15 protein-coding genes are annotated in these 16287 nt (G+C 40.1%); 7 read left to right on the plus strand and 8 right to left on the minus strand.

Going from position 1 to position 16287, the window contains the following annotated elements; all coding sequences use genetic code 11:
* Position 1: 1 nt before the first annotated feature.
* The 5 genes from ACE3G9_RS02275 (at position 2) to ACE3G9_RS02295 (ending at position 5778) form a co-directional block, all read left to right on the plus strand.
* Positions 2–637 (plus strand): TorD/DmsD family molecular chaperone, encoded by a 636-nt coding sequence (locus tag ACE3G9_RS02275; protein ID WP_449218367.1) that lies wholly within the window; start codon positions 2–4, stop codon positions 635–637.
* Positions 638–977: 340 nt separating this feature from the next.
* A complete protein-coding gene (locus ACE3G9_RS02280) occupies positions 978–1196 on the plus strand; it encodes a twin-arginine translocation signal domain-containing protein (protein WP_449218368.1) in 219 nt (72 codons plus the stop codon).
* A gap of 11 nt (positions 1197–1207) precedes the next feature.
* Positions 1208–4078, plus strand: a complete 2871-nt coding sequence (locus ACE3G9_RS02285; RefSeq protein WP_449218369.1) for a formate dehydrogenase subunit alpha — start codon at positions 1208–1210, stop codon at positions 4076–4078.
* A 10-nt stretch (positions 4079–4088) separates the two neighbouring features.
* Complete coding sequence (fdh3B, locus tag ACE3G9_RS02290; protein ID WP_449218370.1) at positions 4089–4742, plus strand: formate dehydrogenase FDH3 subunit beta; 654 nt, start codon at positions 4089–4091, stop codon at positions 4740–4742.
* A 10-nt stretch (positions 4743–4752) separates the two neighbouring features.
* On the plus strand, positions 4753–5778 hold the full coding sequence (locus ACE3G9_RS02295; protein ID WP_417881202.1) for a formate dehydrogenase subunit gamma: 1026 nt from the start codon (positions 4753–4755) through the stop codon (positions 5776–5778).
* 84 nt (positions 5779–5862) lie between these two features.
* Here the strand turns inward: ACE3G9_RS02295 and hxpB are convergent, their stop codons facing one another.
* A complete protein-coding gene (gene hxpB / locus ACE3G9_RS02300) occupies positions 5863–6516 on the minus strand; it encodes a hexitol phosphatase HxpB (RefSeq protein WP_449218371.1) in 654 nt (217 codons plus the stop codon).
* A gap of 158 nt (positions 6517–6674) precedes the next feature.
* On the opposite strand from hxpB, the gene ACE3G9_RS02305 reads away from it, so the two are divergent.
* The gene (locus ACE3G9_RS02305; RefSeq protein WP_449218372.1) at positions 6675–7553 is read left to right on the plus strand and encodes a DNA ligase; all 879 of its coding nucleotides are present in this window, start codon (positions 6675–6677) and stop codon (positions 7551–7553) included.
* Positions 7554–7617: 64 nt separating this feature from the next.
* On the opposite strand, the gene ACE3G9_RS02310 is transcribed toward ACE3G9_RS02305, so the two are convergent.
* The 4 genes from ACE3G9_RS02310 to ACE3G9_RS02325 form a co-directional block, all read right to left on the minus strand.
* A complete protein-coding gene (locus tag ACE3G9_RS02310; protein ID WP_449218373.1) occupies positions 7618–8991 on the minus strand; it encodes an MATE family efflux transporter in 1374 nt (457 codons plus the stop codon).
* Between the two features lie 171 nt (positions 8992–9162).
* Positions 9163–9360 (minus strand): CPXCG motif-containing cysteine-rich protein, encoded by a 198-nt coding sequence (locus ACE3G9_RS02315; protein WP_449218374.1) that lies wholly within the window; start codon positions 9358–9360, stop codon positions 9163–9165.
* A 325-nt stretch (positions 9361–9685) separates the two neighbouring features.
* Positions 9686–10549: a fructosamine kinase family protein gene (locus ACE3G9_RS02320; RefSeq protein WP_449218375.1), complete on the minus strand. Its 864-nt coding sequence runs from the start codon at positions 10547–10549 to the stop codon at positions 9686–9688.
* A 149-nt stretch (positions 10550–10698) separates the two neighbouring features.
* Positions 10699–11166 carry an NlpC/P60 family protein gene (locus ACE3G9_RS02325; protein ID WP_449218376.1) on the minus strand — a complete coding sequence of 156 codons (468 nt, stop codon included), beginning with the start codon at positions 11164–11166 and terminating at the stop codon, positions 10699–10701.
* Positions 11167–11399: 233 nt separating this feature from the next.
* Between ACE3G9_RS02325 and nagK the strand changes: the two genes are divergently transcribed.
* Positions 11400–12323, plus strand: a complete 924-nt coding sequence (nagK, locus tag ACE3G9_RS02330) for an N-acetylglucosamine kinase (RefSeq protein WP_449218377.1) — start codon at positions 11400–11402, stop codon at positions 12321–12323.
* 87 nt (positions 12324–12410) lie between these two features.
* Here nagK and ACE3G9_RS02335 read toward each other — a convergent pair whose 3' ends face one another.
* From ACE3G9_RS02335 to ACE3G9_RS02345, 3 genes are all read right to left on the minus strand, one after another.
* On the minus strand, positions 12411–12683 hold the full coding sequence (locus ACE3G9_RS02335; RefSeq protein ID WP_417881192.1) for a DUF2960 family protein: 273 nt from the start codon (positions 12681–12683) through the stop codon (positions 12411–12413).
* A gap of 130 nt (positions 12684–12813) precedes the next feature.
* On the minus strand, positions 12814–13701 hold the full coding sequence (locus ACE3G9_RS02340) for a mechanosensitive ion channel family protein (protein ID WP_417881191.1): 888 nt from the start codon (positions 13699–13701) through the stop codon (positions 12814–12816).
* A 1-nt stretch (position 13702) separates the two neighbouring features.
* Positions 13703–16054, minus strand: a complete 2352-nt coding sequence (locus ACE3G9_RS02345; RefSeq protein WP_449218378.1) for an ATP-binding protein — start codon at positions 16052–16054, stop codon at positions 13703–13705.
* Positions 16055–16287: the final 233 nt, after the last annotated feature.

Below are 16287 nucleotides of genomic sequence, written 5' to 3' on the forward strand. Positions count from 1 at the left end.
TATGTCACAGTCGAATAAAAATATTGCTCAGCAAGACCTTATTGATGAACAAGAACAGGTGACGGCGGAAATTTATGGCTTACTGGCGTGCTTATTCCGTGAAGCGCCATCATCAGAAGTTCTGCAATGGTTAAGTGAACTAGAAGTTGAACCTTGTGAACAGCACGCAATGACTAACGCTTGGTTTAAGTTAAAAGAAACCGCCATGGTAACGACAACACAACAGGTTGCTGAGGAGTACCAAGACTTATTTATTGGTATTGGCTGCGGTGAAGTAGTGCCATTTAGTTCATGGCACATTGCGGGCACCTTAATGGAAAAACCATTGGTTGCGATTCGCCAAGATCTCAAACGTTTTGGCTTTGAAAGACAAGAAGATATTCGCGAGCCAGAAGACAGTATTTCGGCGCTGTTAGAAGTGATGTCTATGATGCAGTTTGAGGAATTCGATTCTCAGCAACAGTTTTTTAATGCTCATATTCGCCCGTGGTTTATTTCATTTTGTAATGAAATTGAGAAGGCTAAATCGGCTCAGTTTTACTTACCGGTTTCACGGGTACTACGCCACTTTGGCTTAATTGAACAGGTACGATATAGCGAAAAATCATCGTCAAGCGAAATAACTCATCTGCAATAAGAATAAAGTTCCCTCAAGAAGAAAGGCTTGGGGGAGTTTTCAGGTTCAACCATGGACCTTAATTGCTATTGCAAGCAATTTAAATCTGCGCCATAAGCGATTCGGTGAATCTATTCATCAAATTGCTTATTTAACAATGGTTTCCGATAACCGGATACACGGTTATACCAATCAAATGAGTTAGATGAGCAGAAATTGCGTAGAAAAAATCTTGAGAACAAGGCATCAATTTTCGATAAGTAGTTTCCCTACAATCAAAATTTATAACGCAGTTATCGAGAGTTTTAGCAAGCAAGAATGATCAGCGAATTCATGCGGTTGGTATTGTAAGGAGCAATGTATGAAAACGACAACATCTCTAGATAAAGAGAGCGTCAACAAAAGTCGACGAGATTTACTCAAGGGAATCACGACTGCCGCGGTTGTAGGTGGTGTAGTGGCAACCGGTATTTCAACGCAAGTATCTGCTGCAGAAAAGCCTCAAAATAATGAGCAGCCAAAATTAAAAAAGGGCTATCACGAAACACAACACATTCGTGATTATTTCGATTCTCTATAGGAGTAGCGATAATGAAACTGACAAAGCGCTCTGATAGCGTCTCGAAAAGCGAGAGCCAACTAGGTTTAAGTCGTCGTAATTTCATGAAAAATACCGGTATCGTTGCCGGTGGTGCAGTTGTGGGCGCATCTATGTTTGCCCCTAGCATTATGAAAAAAGCCAAAGCTCAAGAAGTGGACCGATCCGCACCAACTGAAGTGAAAAGAACCATTTGTTCTCACTGTTCGGTAGGTTGTGGCATTTATGCAGAAGTGCAAAATGGCGTGTGGACAGGTCAAGAGCCTGCTTTTGATCACCCATTTAATGCCGGTGGCCATTGTGCCAAAGGTGCAGCCTTACGTGAACACGGTCATGGCGAACGTCGCTTAAAATATCCAATGAAGTTAGAGGGCGGCAAATGGAAACGGATTTCATGGGATACCGCGATTGAAGAAATCGGTAACCAAGCATTAAAAATTCGTCAAGAATCTGGCCCTGATTCGGTGTATTTTTTAGGTTCCGCTAAGCATAGCAACGAACAAGCTTATACCTTCCGTAAAATGGCCTCGATGTGGGGCACCAATAACGTTGATCACCAAGCGCGTATTTGTCACTCGACCACAGTAGCCGGTGTTGCTAACACTTGGGGCTACGGCGCAATGACCAACTCATTTAACGACATGCATAACTGTAAGTCGATTCTATTTATTGGTTCAAACCCTGCGGAAGCGCATCCGGTTGCGATGCAGCACATTCTTATCGCTAAAGAACGTGGTTGCAAGATCGTCGTTGCCGATCCTCGTAAAACCCGCACGGTAGCAAAAGCCGATCAGCACGTTCCTTTGCGACCAGGTACTGACGTTGCCTTTATTTGGGGTATGTTGTGGCATGTCTTTAATAATGGTTGGGAAGACAAAAAATTTATCCACCAACGCGTATTCGGTATGGATGAAATTCGTGAAGAAGTCACGAAGTGGAGCCCGTCTGAAGTTGAGCGTGTAACGGGCATTCCTGAAGCGGAAGTTTACCAAGCGGCGAAGACTTTATCTCATCATAAACCAGGTTGTGTGGTTTGGTGTATGGGCGGTACTCAACATACGACGGGTAATAACAATACTCGTGCTTACTGTGTGTTTGAACTGGCGCTTGGCAACATGGGTAAGTCTGGCGGCGGTGCAAATATCTTCCGTGGTCACGATAACGTACAAGGTGCAACCGACTTTGGCGTATTATCTCACGATTTACCGGGCTACTACGGTTTATCTGAAGGCGCATGGCAGCATTGGTCAAAAGTATGGGGCATTGATTACAACTGGCTACAAGGCCGTTTTGATCAACGCAAATACAACGGCAAGCTACCAATGAATAATATGGGTATTCCTGTTTCTCGTTGGGTAGATGGTGTTCTAGAAGATAAGTCTCGCATTGAGCAAAACGATAATATTCGTGCCATGTTCTACTGGGGCCATGCGGTGAACTCGCAAACCCGTGGACATGAAATGCCAAAAGCGATGCAAAAGCTGGATATGATGGTGATTGTCGATCCATATCCAACCGTTGCAGCGGTGATTAATGATCGTACTGACGGTGTTTACCTACTACCGGCAACGACTCAGTTTGAAACCTATGGTTCGGTGACGGCTTCAAACCGTTCGGTTCAATGGCGTGATCAAATAATTGATCCTTTATTCGAATCAAAGCCTGATCATGAAATCATGTATCTACTCTCTAAAAAGCTTGGCATTGCCGATGAGTTATTTAGAAATGTAGAAATCAAGAATAATCAGCCAGTTATTGAAGACATCACCCGTGAATTTAACCGCGGCATGTGGACAATTGGTTACACAGGCCAAAGCCCAGAGCGATTGAAGTTCCATCAACAAAACTGGCACTTGTTCAGTCACGAAAATCTTGAAGCGGAATCCGGTGAAATCAAAGGTGAAACCTATGGTCTACCTTGGCCATGCTGGGGAACGCCTGAGCTGAAACATCCGGGGACTCACATTCTTTATGATACATCGAAAAGCGTTGTGAACGGTGGTGGTAACTTCCGTACGCGTTTTGGTGTCGAATTTGAAGGCAAGAGCCTGTTGGCGGATGGTAGTTTCTCAAAAGATTGTGAAATTGAAGATGGTTTCCCTGAATTTACAGACAAGCTACTCAAGCAACTTGGTTGGTGGGATGAGTTAACCGCTGAAGAAAAAGCCGCGGCTGAAGGTAAAAACTGGAAGACGGATCTATCGGGCGGCATTCAACGTATTGCAATTAAGCATGGTTGTATTCCATTTGGTAACGGTAAAGCGCGTACTATCGTATGGCAGTTCCCCGATCGCGTGCCATTGCACCGTGAACCACTGTATACACCACGTCGTGATCTGATTGCCGACTATCCAACGTGGGAAGATAACGATGCAATTTATCGTCTACCGACTTTGTATAAATCAATACAAGATCAAGACCATTCGAAAGAGTACCCAATTATTCTGACCTCTGGCCGTTTGGTTGAGTACGAAGGTGGTGGTGAAGAAACCCGTTCTAACCCTTGGTTGGCTGAGCTTCAACAAGAAATGTTTGTGGAAATTAACCCACAAGAAGCACAAGCCAATGGCATCAACGATGGTGATGATGTTTGGGTGGAAGGTGCAGAACAAGGTCGCATTAAGGTGAAAGCCATGGTGACGAATCGTGTTCTACCTGGACTGGCATTTATCCCATTCCACTTTGGCGGTAAGTTCCAAGGCAAGGATTTAACCGAGAAGTATCCAGAAGGTACTGATCCTTACGTTATTGGCGAGTCAGCAAACACGGCAACGACTTATGGTTATGACCCTGTGACTCAAATGCAAGAAACCAAAGTGACGCTTTGTAAAATTAGCAAAGCCACCAGCACTTCAAACGCGTAAGGGGTAGGTTATGTCTACGAAAGATAAAAAATCAAAAATGAAGTTTTTATGTGACTCGGAACGCTGCATTGAATGTAATGGTTGTGTCACTGCCTGTAAAAACGAAAACGATGATGCTCTCGAATGGGGTATTCAACGTCGCCGTGTTGTAACCATTAAGGATGGTGAAGTCGGCGAAGCGTCTATCTCGGTGGCTTGTATGCATTGTGACGATGCGCCTTGTATGGCGGTGTGTCCTGCTGACTGCTTCCACCGTACAGAAGACAATATTGTTCTACACAATAAAGACTTATGTATTGGTTGTGGTTACTGCTTATTTGCCTGTCCATTTGGCGCACCACAATTTATTCAACATGGTGCCTTTGCGGAACGTGGCAAAATGGATAAATGTACTTTCTGTGCCGGTGGTCCTGAAACAGAAGCGGGCTCACAAGAAGAACGTGAAAAGTATGGCGCTAACCGTATCGCGGAAGGCAAGCTGCCAATGTGTGCGTCTCTTTGCTCGACTAAGGCATTAATGGCTGGTCCTGCAGATAAAATCGCTCAAATTATGGCAAAACGAGTACATGATCGTGGAGGTATAGACGATCGCAGCAAAGTTACCGGGGTTATTTATGATGACTCTCTTACACATGATGCATCACAATCAAGTAGTCACAAATAAGGAGCTAGGCATGTTTATGAAATCATTCAAAACTTTTGCTGTTTCTTTGGTGGCAGTGATGATGTTGTGCCTGAGTTTGAGCACTTTGGCTAACGACAACGACAATAAACAAACCGGTGTTGCACCTGCTACGACGGCTGAAAAAGAAATGACTCGCCTAGCGGGTGATGAGTTTTTTCAGAAAGTGAAAGATGGGCAGGAAGGCTATACCACTTCTCAATCGATGGAGCATGGCATTTTAGTCAGCACCGCAAATGAGGCATGGTATAAATTAAAAGAAAAGTGGATGTCACCATTAGGTGCGATTGCAGTACTAGGTAGTTTGACGATAGTAACACTGGCGTACTTTATCGTCGGCCCACTAAAACTAAGTAAACCAAGAACAGGACGTACCATTAAACGTTGGTCACGCTTTGATCGTGCGCTGCACTGGTCAATGGCATTTACTTTCCTTAGCCTCGCGTTTTCAGGAATGACATTGGTATGGGGAAAACACATCCTCAAGCCTTTTATTTCAACTGCAGCATGGGGAGATATCATCTACTTTGCCAAGCAATACCATAACTACATCGGTCCTATTTTCTTTATTTTACTGATTACGGTACTAATTAAGTGGTGGCGTAAAAGTACCTTTAAGAAAATCGATCTTGATTGGTGTTTGAAGTTAGGTGGTATGGTTGGTAAACATAAGGGATCTCATCCATCGGCTGAATTTTCCAATGCGGGAGAAAAACTGATCTTCTGGATGCTAATCTTCATGGGGGTTGTGGCAGCAATCACCGGATTTATCTTAGATTTCCCGATGTTTGGTCAAGGACGTAGAGATATGGAACTATCTAACTTAGCGCACATGATCTCAGCCTTGATCCTGATCTGTGGCTTTATCTTCCATATTTATATCGGTTTATTCGGTATGGAAGGCGCTCTAGAAGGCATGGTGAAAGGTAAAGTAGATGAGACGTGGGCTAAAGAGCATCATGATTTGTGGTATGAAGAAATGAAAGCTCAAGGCAAAGTGGAAGACCCCAAAGTCTAACCATTTCCAGTCTTAGTAATCAAAGCAGCTAGTTTTTAGCTGCTTTGTTATTATCGAATATTGAAAATTTTATTTAATGATTTATTACAAAGCTTCTAGTAACTCTGGTGTAATTTCTTCAAGTGAGCTGAGTTTATAATCAGCAATCACAAATTCTGGTTGATTTGCATGCTGGTCGTCTGGAATCACAATTGTTTTCATTTGTGCGGCTTTAGCTGCTAATAAACCGGTAAAAGAATCTTCTAACGCAACACATTCTAATGGCGACACGCCTAATTCGTTAGCGGAATTCAAATATACTTCAGGGTGAGGCTTACCATAAGGTAGGCGTTCTGCAGATAATACCACTTCAAACACATCATCTAGCTCTAACGCATGTAATGTCGCTTGAATCAGAACCATAGGTGAAGATGAAGCAAGTGCAATTTTTAAGTCTAGTTGTTGACATGTTTCAAGCGCATGAAATAACCCTGGCATCAATGGTTTGTGTTCTTCCACTAACGCAATTACGCGATTTAAAATCATAGTGCAGACATCATCACAGCTGTGAGTTTCCCATGGCTGTTGACGAAAATATTGCTCAACAATTTGGTCAATACGAATACCAGTAGTATCAATGGTATCTTGTAAGCTGATCTTTACCCCAAGGGTTGGAAACACTTCCAATTGGGCTTGTCGCCAAAAAGGTTCCGAGTCGATCATAAGACCATCCATATCAAACACAGCTGCTTTAATCATTGCAAATTCTCATCTATTAAATGTAGTGCATGAGTTTATCATTATTATTTGTAACTTATATGATGCTCACTTATTTTTTTGTTTCCTGCCAATCGCATTTTTTCGTTTTAAAAAGCCTTGAATCCAGCACTCTGTTTACACTGAATTGAGGAGGACTTATGGCTAATAATCAATATTTCACACCACTATCTTTTATGCTGACAATCTCGTGCTTACCAACGGCATTTGTAACCAATGCGGAGGTTAATACGAAAGAGAATGACAAGGTGCAACTAATGCTCGCTAATGAGTATGACGATGATATTAATCTTCAAGATTACTACATGAGTGAAAAGTTGGACGGCATACGAGCATTTTGGGATGGTGAGCAATTCTATACACGAAATGGACACCCCATTCATGCACCGAAATGGTTTACTAAAAATTTCCCAAACACCAAATTAGATGGTGAATTATGGGCGGGTAGAGGGGAATTTTCTAAAGTTCAACGAACCGTTCTTGATGATATTCCTAATGATGAAGGTTGGATGCATATTCGCTATGTAGCATTTGATATGATTGACGAGGAAGCTCCATTTACCTCTAGAAGCGAATGGCTAACTCATGCCGTTTATAAGGCTAAGTCACCATATTTAGACCGAGTAGAGTATGAAGCTATTCTATCCCGTGACGCGTTATTTGAGAAACTAGAACAAATTGAAAGGCAAAATGGTGAAGGCTTAATGCTAAGGAAATTCAGCAGTCTTTATCAACATGGTCGTAGTGAAGATCTTTTAAAGCTTAAATCCTACCAAGATGATGAAGCGGTTGTGATTGGTTATAAACCTGGAAAAGGACGACATGCATTAAAAACGGGCTCCTTGTACGTTGAATGGAAAGATGGGAAGCGTTTCTATGTTGGTAGCGGACTGACTGATGAATTAAGAGAAAACCCACCGGCTTTAGGAGCTAAAATTACTTTTCGATTTAATGGTTACACACAAAACGGATTACCACGCTTTGCACGCTTTGTTTATGTGAGAAATGAAGGCGCGTAATAGGGCATATATACCCAAGTGACTTGAGGATAAAGGCTCGACAGTAATCGAGCCTTTATTAAATCTAACGACCAGCAAACTCTAACTGCACATCATCTTCTTGTTTATGTAACCATAATAAGCGAAGTGATAATAAAATGGCCGCGGTAGTTAACCCAATAATGATACCAACCCAAAAGCCAGTTACCCCCATTGGTTCTGAGGTTATCCAATCGGTCATTCCTAAAATATAACCAACCGGCATGCCGATTCCCCAATAAGAAATGAGAGTGCGGCTAAAGATGGAACTGGTATCTTTATAACCACGTAGTGCACCGGCGGCAACAACTTGAATAGCATCACTACATTGATAAATCGCTGCCATGATCAAAAGGTGTAATGCGATAATGGTTACTTCTGGGTTGTCTGTATATAAATCAATTATTTGATGGCGAAATACTACCGTTAATAAAGCGGTTATAAGCGCTGTCAAAAATCCAAATAACAACCCGACATGCGTTGAGATTTTAGCGCCTTCGACACTTTTTTCACCTAGTTGGTGACCAACACGAATACTAACAGCAGCACTAATACTCATCGGTAACATAAATATTAACGTTGAAAAGTTAATCGCAACTTGGTGTGCAGCAACCACAATAGGACCAAGTGGAGCAATAAGTAAAGCAATCACTGCAAATAGGGTGACTTCAAAAAATAGTGAAGCCGCGATAGGGAACCCTAAGCGGAATAAGCGTTTTAAAGAGTGCAGATTCGGCTTATGAAATTCGCTGAAAATATGAATGTTCTTAAAGCGTTGTGCCACCAGTACATAAGTAAGCATCAACAAAAACATAATCCAGTAAACAATGGCGGTAGCCACGCCACAACCTACTGCACCGAGTGCTGGCATACCAAACTTTCCATAAACAAAAATCCAGTTTAATGGGATATTTATAGCAAGACCTAAGAAGCCGAGAATCATCGCTGGTTTAGTTAGCGATAAACCATCAGACAGGCTACGCAATGTTTGGAAGAGTAAAAAAGCAGGAACCGCAAAAATCATGGCAAACATATAACCATTGGTTTTCTGTGCCATCACAGGTTCAATATGCATGATGTCAAGAATATGCTTGGTTTGCGATAAGACGAAAATAATAGGAATCGCGACCAAAAACGACAAATAGAAACCTTGTTGAATTTCATGGGCAATTCTTATTTGTCGGCCAGAGCCATTAAGTTGAGCGACAACTGGAACTAAGGCTAATAACAGGCCAATACCGAATAGTATAGAAGGGAGCCAGATGCTAGAAGCAACCGCAACTGCAGCCATATCAGTTGCACTTACGCCACCTGCCATTACAGTATCAATAAATCCCATACCAGTTTGGGCAACAGAAGCCAATAGCACGGGTGTTGCTAATTTAACAAGGATCGACCCTTCTTTACGATAACGGTGCATATATATTCCTAACTGCGTGAAAAGGCGGAAAAGAATTATATCTAGTTGTATACAATTAGCGATAAAAAATTAACAAAAAGGCAATAAAAAAATCCAGAACAATTTGGGACTAATTATCGGAATAGTGATATACCCAAATTACTTGGGTATACTTATAACCTATTGTAAATATTAGAAGATCGAATGGTCTTCAACCCCTACAGTGAGATGAACTTTGGCATTATCAACTTTAAGTTCTAGGTGAATAGCATGATTACATGAAGGACAGTCATCATAAAAATCTTGATCACCTCTCGATGAATCTACAGTTATACCGATTTGATGTCCGCAATGTGGGCAGGGTACTCTTTTTTCTGTGTATTTTATCATTGCTTTCCTCACTACTACGTCTTTGTGCTAAGCTGAATGAACTACAAATAAATCAAGTGGTTAATTTGGTTTAATTCAATATTAGCGCTTTAAGTTAGTTCATGATTGAAAAAAAGCGAAAAGATTGAATTAGTGCAAAGTAATGAACGAAAACAGTCTGATTTATCCTTATATTCATCGTGCAATTGTATTTTTAAAATCTACCATATGGCAGAAAATCGACTATGTCGAAGATAATTGTAAGTCTAGTCTATGAGTGACATTTTATTACGACGCATATCTCTCTTTTGTTATTTGTTAATTAAGTTACTGAATTAACAATAAGTTACCTGGATATAAGTTGAATCTTTGATACACATTGATCGAGATATTCACCGCCATATTGATTACATCGACAAAGAAGATAATAGAATTGGTAGAGTTCACGTCGCTTATAGTAACCATCGTCGATCGATAAAATATCTTCATAACCGGCAAAAAACTCAGGACCGAGCAAACTAAATTCTTCAATGATCGCCAGATCACACTCTGAATCTCCCCAATAACTGGAAGGGTCGTAACAGATTGTGCCATTGACGGATAACGCGTAGTTACTATCACTTAAATTGCCATGTAAAAGGGAAGGTTTCGGGTTATGAGACCCTATTTTTTGTTTCACTAACGCTACGATTTCTTCAATATCACCAAATTTAATCCCTTTTTCTTTTAATAACTGTAATTGCCAGCCAATACGACATTCAGAGAAAAAGGTTCCCCATTTTTTATGCCAAGCATTCGGTTGTAAGTTTAAGCCAACATAGGTATCTGCATCATACCCATATTCTTTTTGTTCTCCCCACAAATGGAGTTGAGCTAGTTGTTGCCCTAAATGATATTGGTCCGTTGGTGCGGTGAGAGGTTTGGTTGGTAGGTAGTTTAAGATTAAAAAGGCATGTTCTTTGACTACGCCACAAGTAACCGGTTGAGGAACCGATAGTGTGCCAGTACGAAGAAGGCTTGATAGGTTATCTATTTCAGATTCAAATTTAGGTAGGTATTCCCGATCATTAATTTTAACAAAGTAACGTTGTTGACCGTCAGATATCATATAACACTGATTACAGTCACCCCCTTGCAGCCTTTCTCGCTCTTGAATGGTAAATTCAAACGCCAGTACTTGTGATAGCTGTTGTGCAATACCATGCCACATAGTTGCCTCCAGAACCTGAAAGTTATCAATCTATGACATTAGCTTAGTTGAACATTTAAATTAGAGAGCTGATTCGCAAAAATTTGTTTAATTTACTGACGTTATTCGAGATGTTGTTTATACCCAAATGACTTAGGAAAACAACGCATTTAATTGGGACTAAATCGCCTAAACTGCCAAAACTTACTTGCCCAATAAGGATTATCCAAACGTGAAATAATCACTCCTTTGGAGGTTGAAGCATGCATAAATTGATTGTTACCAATGTACATCCCAACATGACGTTGGTTCCAACCGGTTTTAAAGAAAACAAGATCACCAAAAGCCGCTTCATTTTCTGGAATAAAGTCGCCTTGTTGGCTTTGTAATTCAGTGGTACGCGGAAGGTGCAGTTGATAAATTGTCGACATGGTGACTTGCATAAAAGCGGAACAATCTATCCCTCGTTTGGTACTACCGCCGAATTGATAAGGAACACCTGACCATGATTTGTATAAGTGTTGGAACTCAATTTTCTCTACAGGGGTAGAAGGCAGAGGTGGGACTGGTGGTGTGCTCGAAGCACAGCCAGACAACAATAGGATACTCAACAATGAAATAGTCAGTGCTTTCTTCATTTCTACACGCTTAAAATTTGTGGATTAATACGATGCTATCGGATAACGGGTAATGAGTAAATGCACGCCAATTAATAGGTAACAGTATTGACAAAACATGTCGGAAAAATGCGCACTTAAATTCAGTAGAAGCCTAACTTGCGTAACCATCACAGTTTGTACAACAAGTTTATGGATAATAAACCTAATTTTATTTGTTTTTAATTTTATATTTTAATTTATGGAGAGAATTAATGTATTACGGTTTTGATGTCGGTGGCACAAAAATTGAATTTGGTGCTTTTAACGATAAGTTAGAAAGAGTCGCATCGGAAAGAGTGCCAACACCTGGAGAAGACTATCAAGCATTATTAGAGACGCTTACCAGTTTAGTGGCTAAATATGATGAGCAGTTTGACCTAAAAGGTTCAATTGGTATCGGAATTCCGGGAATGGAAAGTGTCGAAGATGGCGCTGTGCTAACTTCAAATGTCCCGGCCGCGAAAGGTAAATTCTTACGTAAAGATCTTGAAGCTTTGGTAGATCGCCCAGTAAAAGTAGCAAATGATGCAAACTGCTTTGCACTATCAGAAGCTTGGGATGAAGAGCATCAAGGCAAAGAAAGCGTTTTAGGTTTAATACTGGGGACTGGTTTTGGCGGAGGAATCGTCGTTAACGGCCATGTGGTTTCTGGCGGTAGTCATGTTGCTGGTGAGATAGGTCATACCCGCATGCCAATAGATGCTTGGTTCTACTTGAACGATAGTGCTAAAGACAAAGATGCACCATTATTTGGTTGTGGCTGTGATAAAAAAGGCTGTATCGATAACTACTTATCTGGCCGTGGTTTTGAGCAACTTTACCATCACTACTATGATGAACAAGTGAAGGCTATCGATATCATCAAACAGTATCAGCAAAAAGAGGCAAAAGCGGTTGAACATGTTGAGCGCTTTATGGAATTACTAGCTATTTGTTTAGGCAATATTTTCACTGCTTTTGATCCAGATGTCGTGGTACTCGGTGGTGGCTTATCAAACTTTGAAGCCATTTACGAAGAAATGCCAAAGCGTATCCAGCCTCACTTACTTTCTATCGGTAAAGTGCCTCATATCTTAAAAGCCAAACATGGTGATTCAGGTGGTGTACGTGGTGCTGCATTTTTAAATATTCAATAGCCCCCGAAATCAACTAAAACAAAAAGGCTCGATGGTGTTTCATCGAGCCTTTCTTATATGAGGAATAGTCAGCAGTAGAGTGAGAGGTTACTTCTCTTTCTTTTTCTGCCCAATACCTATATTTTCTTTCGGCATTAAGGTGATTTTACCAAAACCAAGCTTTTTAAAATGTGCATCGCGATAATTACGAACAGTCTTAGTATCCGACACCGCTTCAATCGATTGCTCCATTTTTAGATACTCACGAATATCAATCTCTTCATGATTAGCAACCGCTTCATGGATCGAGTGAAAATCACGGTAGCTAAATGCTAAGGTTTTTTCTTCATTTTTGTATGTGTATAAAATTGTACGAGACATAAAACGCCTTAAATGAAAAAGCAGTAACCGAAATTACTGCTCAAAATTAATTATGTGGATTATATACCTAAGTGACTTCAAGTATATACCCCAACTCACCGTATAGGGAGGTGGGGCATTAAATCAATGACTACTGTACCGTTGAGCGGACCGCAATCATTGGCGGTTGAATATTATGGTGCTTAAACTCTTTCATCACACGTAACGTAATATCGGTTTCGAATAACTTTTCATACACAATATCAACCACATACGCCTTACAGGTAAGTTTTATTGCCATGTAGTTATCAGCAATTTCTTGGTTAACTAATACGACAACCGGCTTAGGTAAGTGAATATAGCGGCTCGATGACGCTGCTTCTTGAATCAAGTCACGGGCTAAATTGATATCTTGGTCCATTCCAATATAAAAAGGTATCACACATTGCATATCTAATGCGCCGTAGTTACCACTCATGGTGACTTCACTTAAAAACTTGTTATTTGGTATGGTGATGATGTCATCGGTCAATGTTCGCATACGTACTGAACGTAAACCAATCGTGATGATATCACCATAGTTACCTTCAAATGTCACTCGGTCACCAACTTGGAAAGGTCTATCAATCATAACGGTTAAACCGGCAATGAAGGATGCAGCCAGATCTTTCAATGCAAAACCAATGGAAACCGCTAACGTACCACCAATCAAAGTAAGGATTTGGTCATTTATCCGAAAGCTAATCATAAAGACAACTAAACCTGCTGTCATATAAACGAAAAACTGGAAGAAAGACTGTAATTTTTGTAGCACCATTCGATATTGTACGAATTGGGTACTAAAGGTTTCCACTAAGCTATTGGTAAATCGTAATAATATCCAAGATGCCAAAATAACAAAGAAAGAGAAAAATACTCCTCCCCAACGAATTAAGCTAGTAAATTGCACTATATTGTCTAAATGTTCAGTTGTTTCATCTGTAGCGAAGACAGGTAAACTCATCATCAATAAAACGATTAAACTAAGAAACTTTTTCATATTACTTCACCAATAAATGTTGACGGTGCAAAGCGTTGGTAATGTATCGATACCAATGATCGGAAATCTTCGCTTTATCATCTGACCATTCAATATAATTGCGGCTTTCAAAGTAGCGTAATGTGCCAATAACTTCAGGAATAGTGAGTTGAGTACATTCTGAAAGCTCTTCTGGGGTCGATATTTCAAGCTGCACAATTGAGCGCAAAATAGCCAGCATAGGTTTCGGCATTTTTTCCAACTCTTCAGATTGTGGTGCTTGGAAGAGGCGCACTACGATTTTTTCTGTGGTTTGTTCTTTACGTAACGATAAACGAAAGAAACGCAGAGCGACGGTAGGGTTACCATCTGCATAATGCCACAAGATACGGTAGAAACCTTGACGCACACGTTCTTCTTCCGAAATATCATCCTGATCCCACTGTTTAGGTAGATTTAAATCGTCAAATGATACAGGGTTTTCTAATTCTTGATTTAAGCGAGAGTCGAGCAAATTAGTGATTTGTGATTCAGACCAACGAGGCATAAATGTTACTAAATCGAATAATAAACGTTCGCCTCTTGCGCGGTCGACAAAGCGCCAGCTTGATTTTTCAATCGCTAATAATACGCGGTGATTTTTCTTAGAACGGCGCATTAAATTCGCAAATTTCATAAGCCCAGATAGACCACCAACCATAGGTTTAACGAGTCTTTGAGCATTATCGACAGCCAATAAATAGCAAGTGTCACTTTTACGTAAATGAGCTAACAGTTGAATATCAGTCGATTCTCGGCTTAACCCGATTTGTTCCGCTAAATTAGCCACTAATTCTGAATAACCTGCATTAGGACAATTCAAATAAATAGGTTCAGCATTATTAACACGGTACAAAATCTGTTTTAGGAATGTGGTGGTGCCTATACCGCGTTCACCTGTAACAACACACATTGCAGGGCTATTGGTTAATACATAACGTGAGAGTTGCTTAATTTCATCAGAAGCATAGCTAATTAATTCACTATCTTCTCGTCCTGGTAAAACATATTGGAAAACTTCATCACCAGAAAGAGGATGTAGGTTGTTATTTTGACCATCATTATCACTTTGTTTAGCTACTTCAATACGGAACAAGTAAGCAAGTGCTTGGCTGAAAAAGGCATATTGCGATAAGTTTGAAATAACGAATTGCTTTAAATGACGAGTAAAAATCCAAAATGTCATTATCGCGGTAGCAATGGTTGCTAGCGTAAAACTATCCTTATGATTAATCGCCCATTGCGCCCAAATGGGGTGGTCTAAATCAACGTGATTGTCACTAAATACATATGGCTTCCATTTTCTTAGTACCACAATGGTGGTTAAAATAAACCATAGAAACATCAAACTAGACATCCAATGATAAATGGTGCCTTCGCCGACAGTCGTCTTCGTGATTTGTAATAAAACTCCTGCACCAATCACACTCCAAACATAATAACGAATGGTGGATAATCGAATTGCAATGATATCTTTTGAAGTACTACGACTATTGCGATAGACAAATTCTAAGATGAATTTGACCGCGATAGAGCCACCCAAAATCCACCAAGTGAAAATATCTAAAAATTTGACGTGTTTTAGGCTTTGTAAGCCTGAAAGGACATCTAAGGAAATCGTAATGGCAATTAACCATGCAATTGGCTTATTGGCTTTGCTGATATACCACAATAAACGAACCCATATTGATGGAGAACTTGTCGACGAATCTAATTTCGCTTTTCGGAATTGCTTGATCATATCAGGGCTATTGCGAAGCCACCAATTCAAAATTAGATAAACAAGGAGTATTTTAATAACAGTGACAATAACCGGGACTGGGGAGATTGCTAGGTCTTTGATAAATTGCTTAAAACTCTGAATTTGAAAGAAAATCAAATATTGTGCATTAAGCTGGGTAATATGTATTTCATTTTTAAATTGAGTTACCCCAAAAGGGCCAAAACCAGTTAAGTTATTATAAACTCGGTTATTGACCAATTTGAGTAAATCTTGCTTTGAACGATTAAAACTATGAAGTGATAAATAATCTTCTTGTGCTGAAAGCCATGCTTTTTGACCACCTTGGCTTCGGTATTCTTTTAATGACGCATTAAAGTCTTTGGTTGTGTTGTCGATTTGATAAAGGGTAGTAGAAAGTAGTTCATCGACTATTGCATGATCGGCATCCGTCATAAATAAAGGATCAGGTAGTTTAGAAACTTTATCCGATATACTTTGTGCTTGTGGCGTAATTTTTGCGACTTGTGATTGTTGTATTGGTTCCCATTCTGCATGTGCATTTAATGAGAAAAAAAACAAGAGGGCTAAACAGAATTGGTAAATTTTACCCATAGATATCACTTATAAATAGTTGATAGGTCATACACCCAAGCGACTTCAAAGCACTGAAATTCGCATCTTAAAGTGACTTAGGTATATCTTACTAAAGATAGAACAATAGCGGCACAAATCATAACTTATTCTATGAGTTATTGTCATTAAGTGCTTGTTCTTCGGCAAAGAAATAGCGATATTTTATATCATTCACTTGGATATAATTATTATTAAATAGGGATCTAGCACAA

The organism is Vibrio sp. E150_018 (assembly GCF_053544035.1).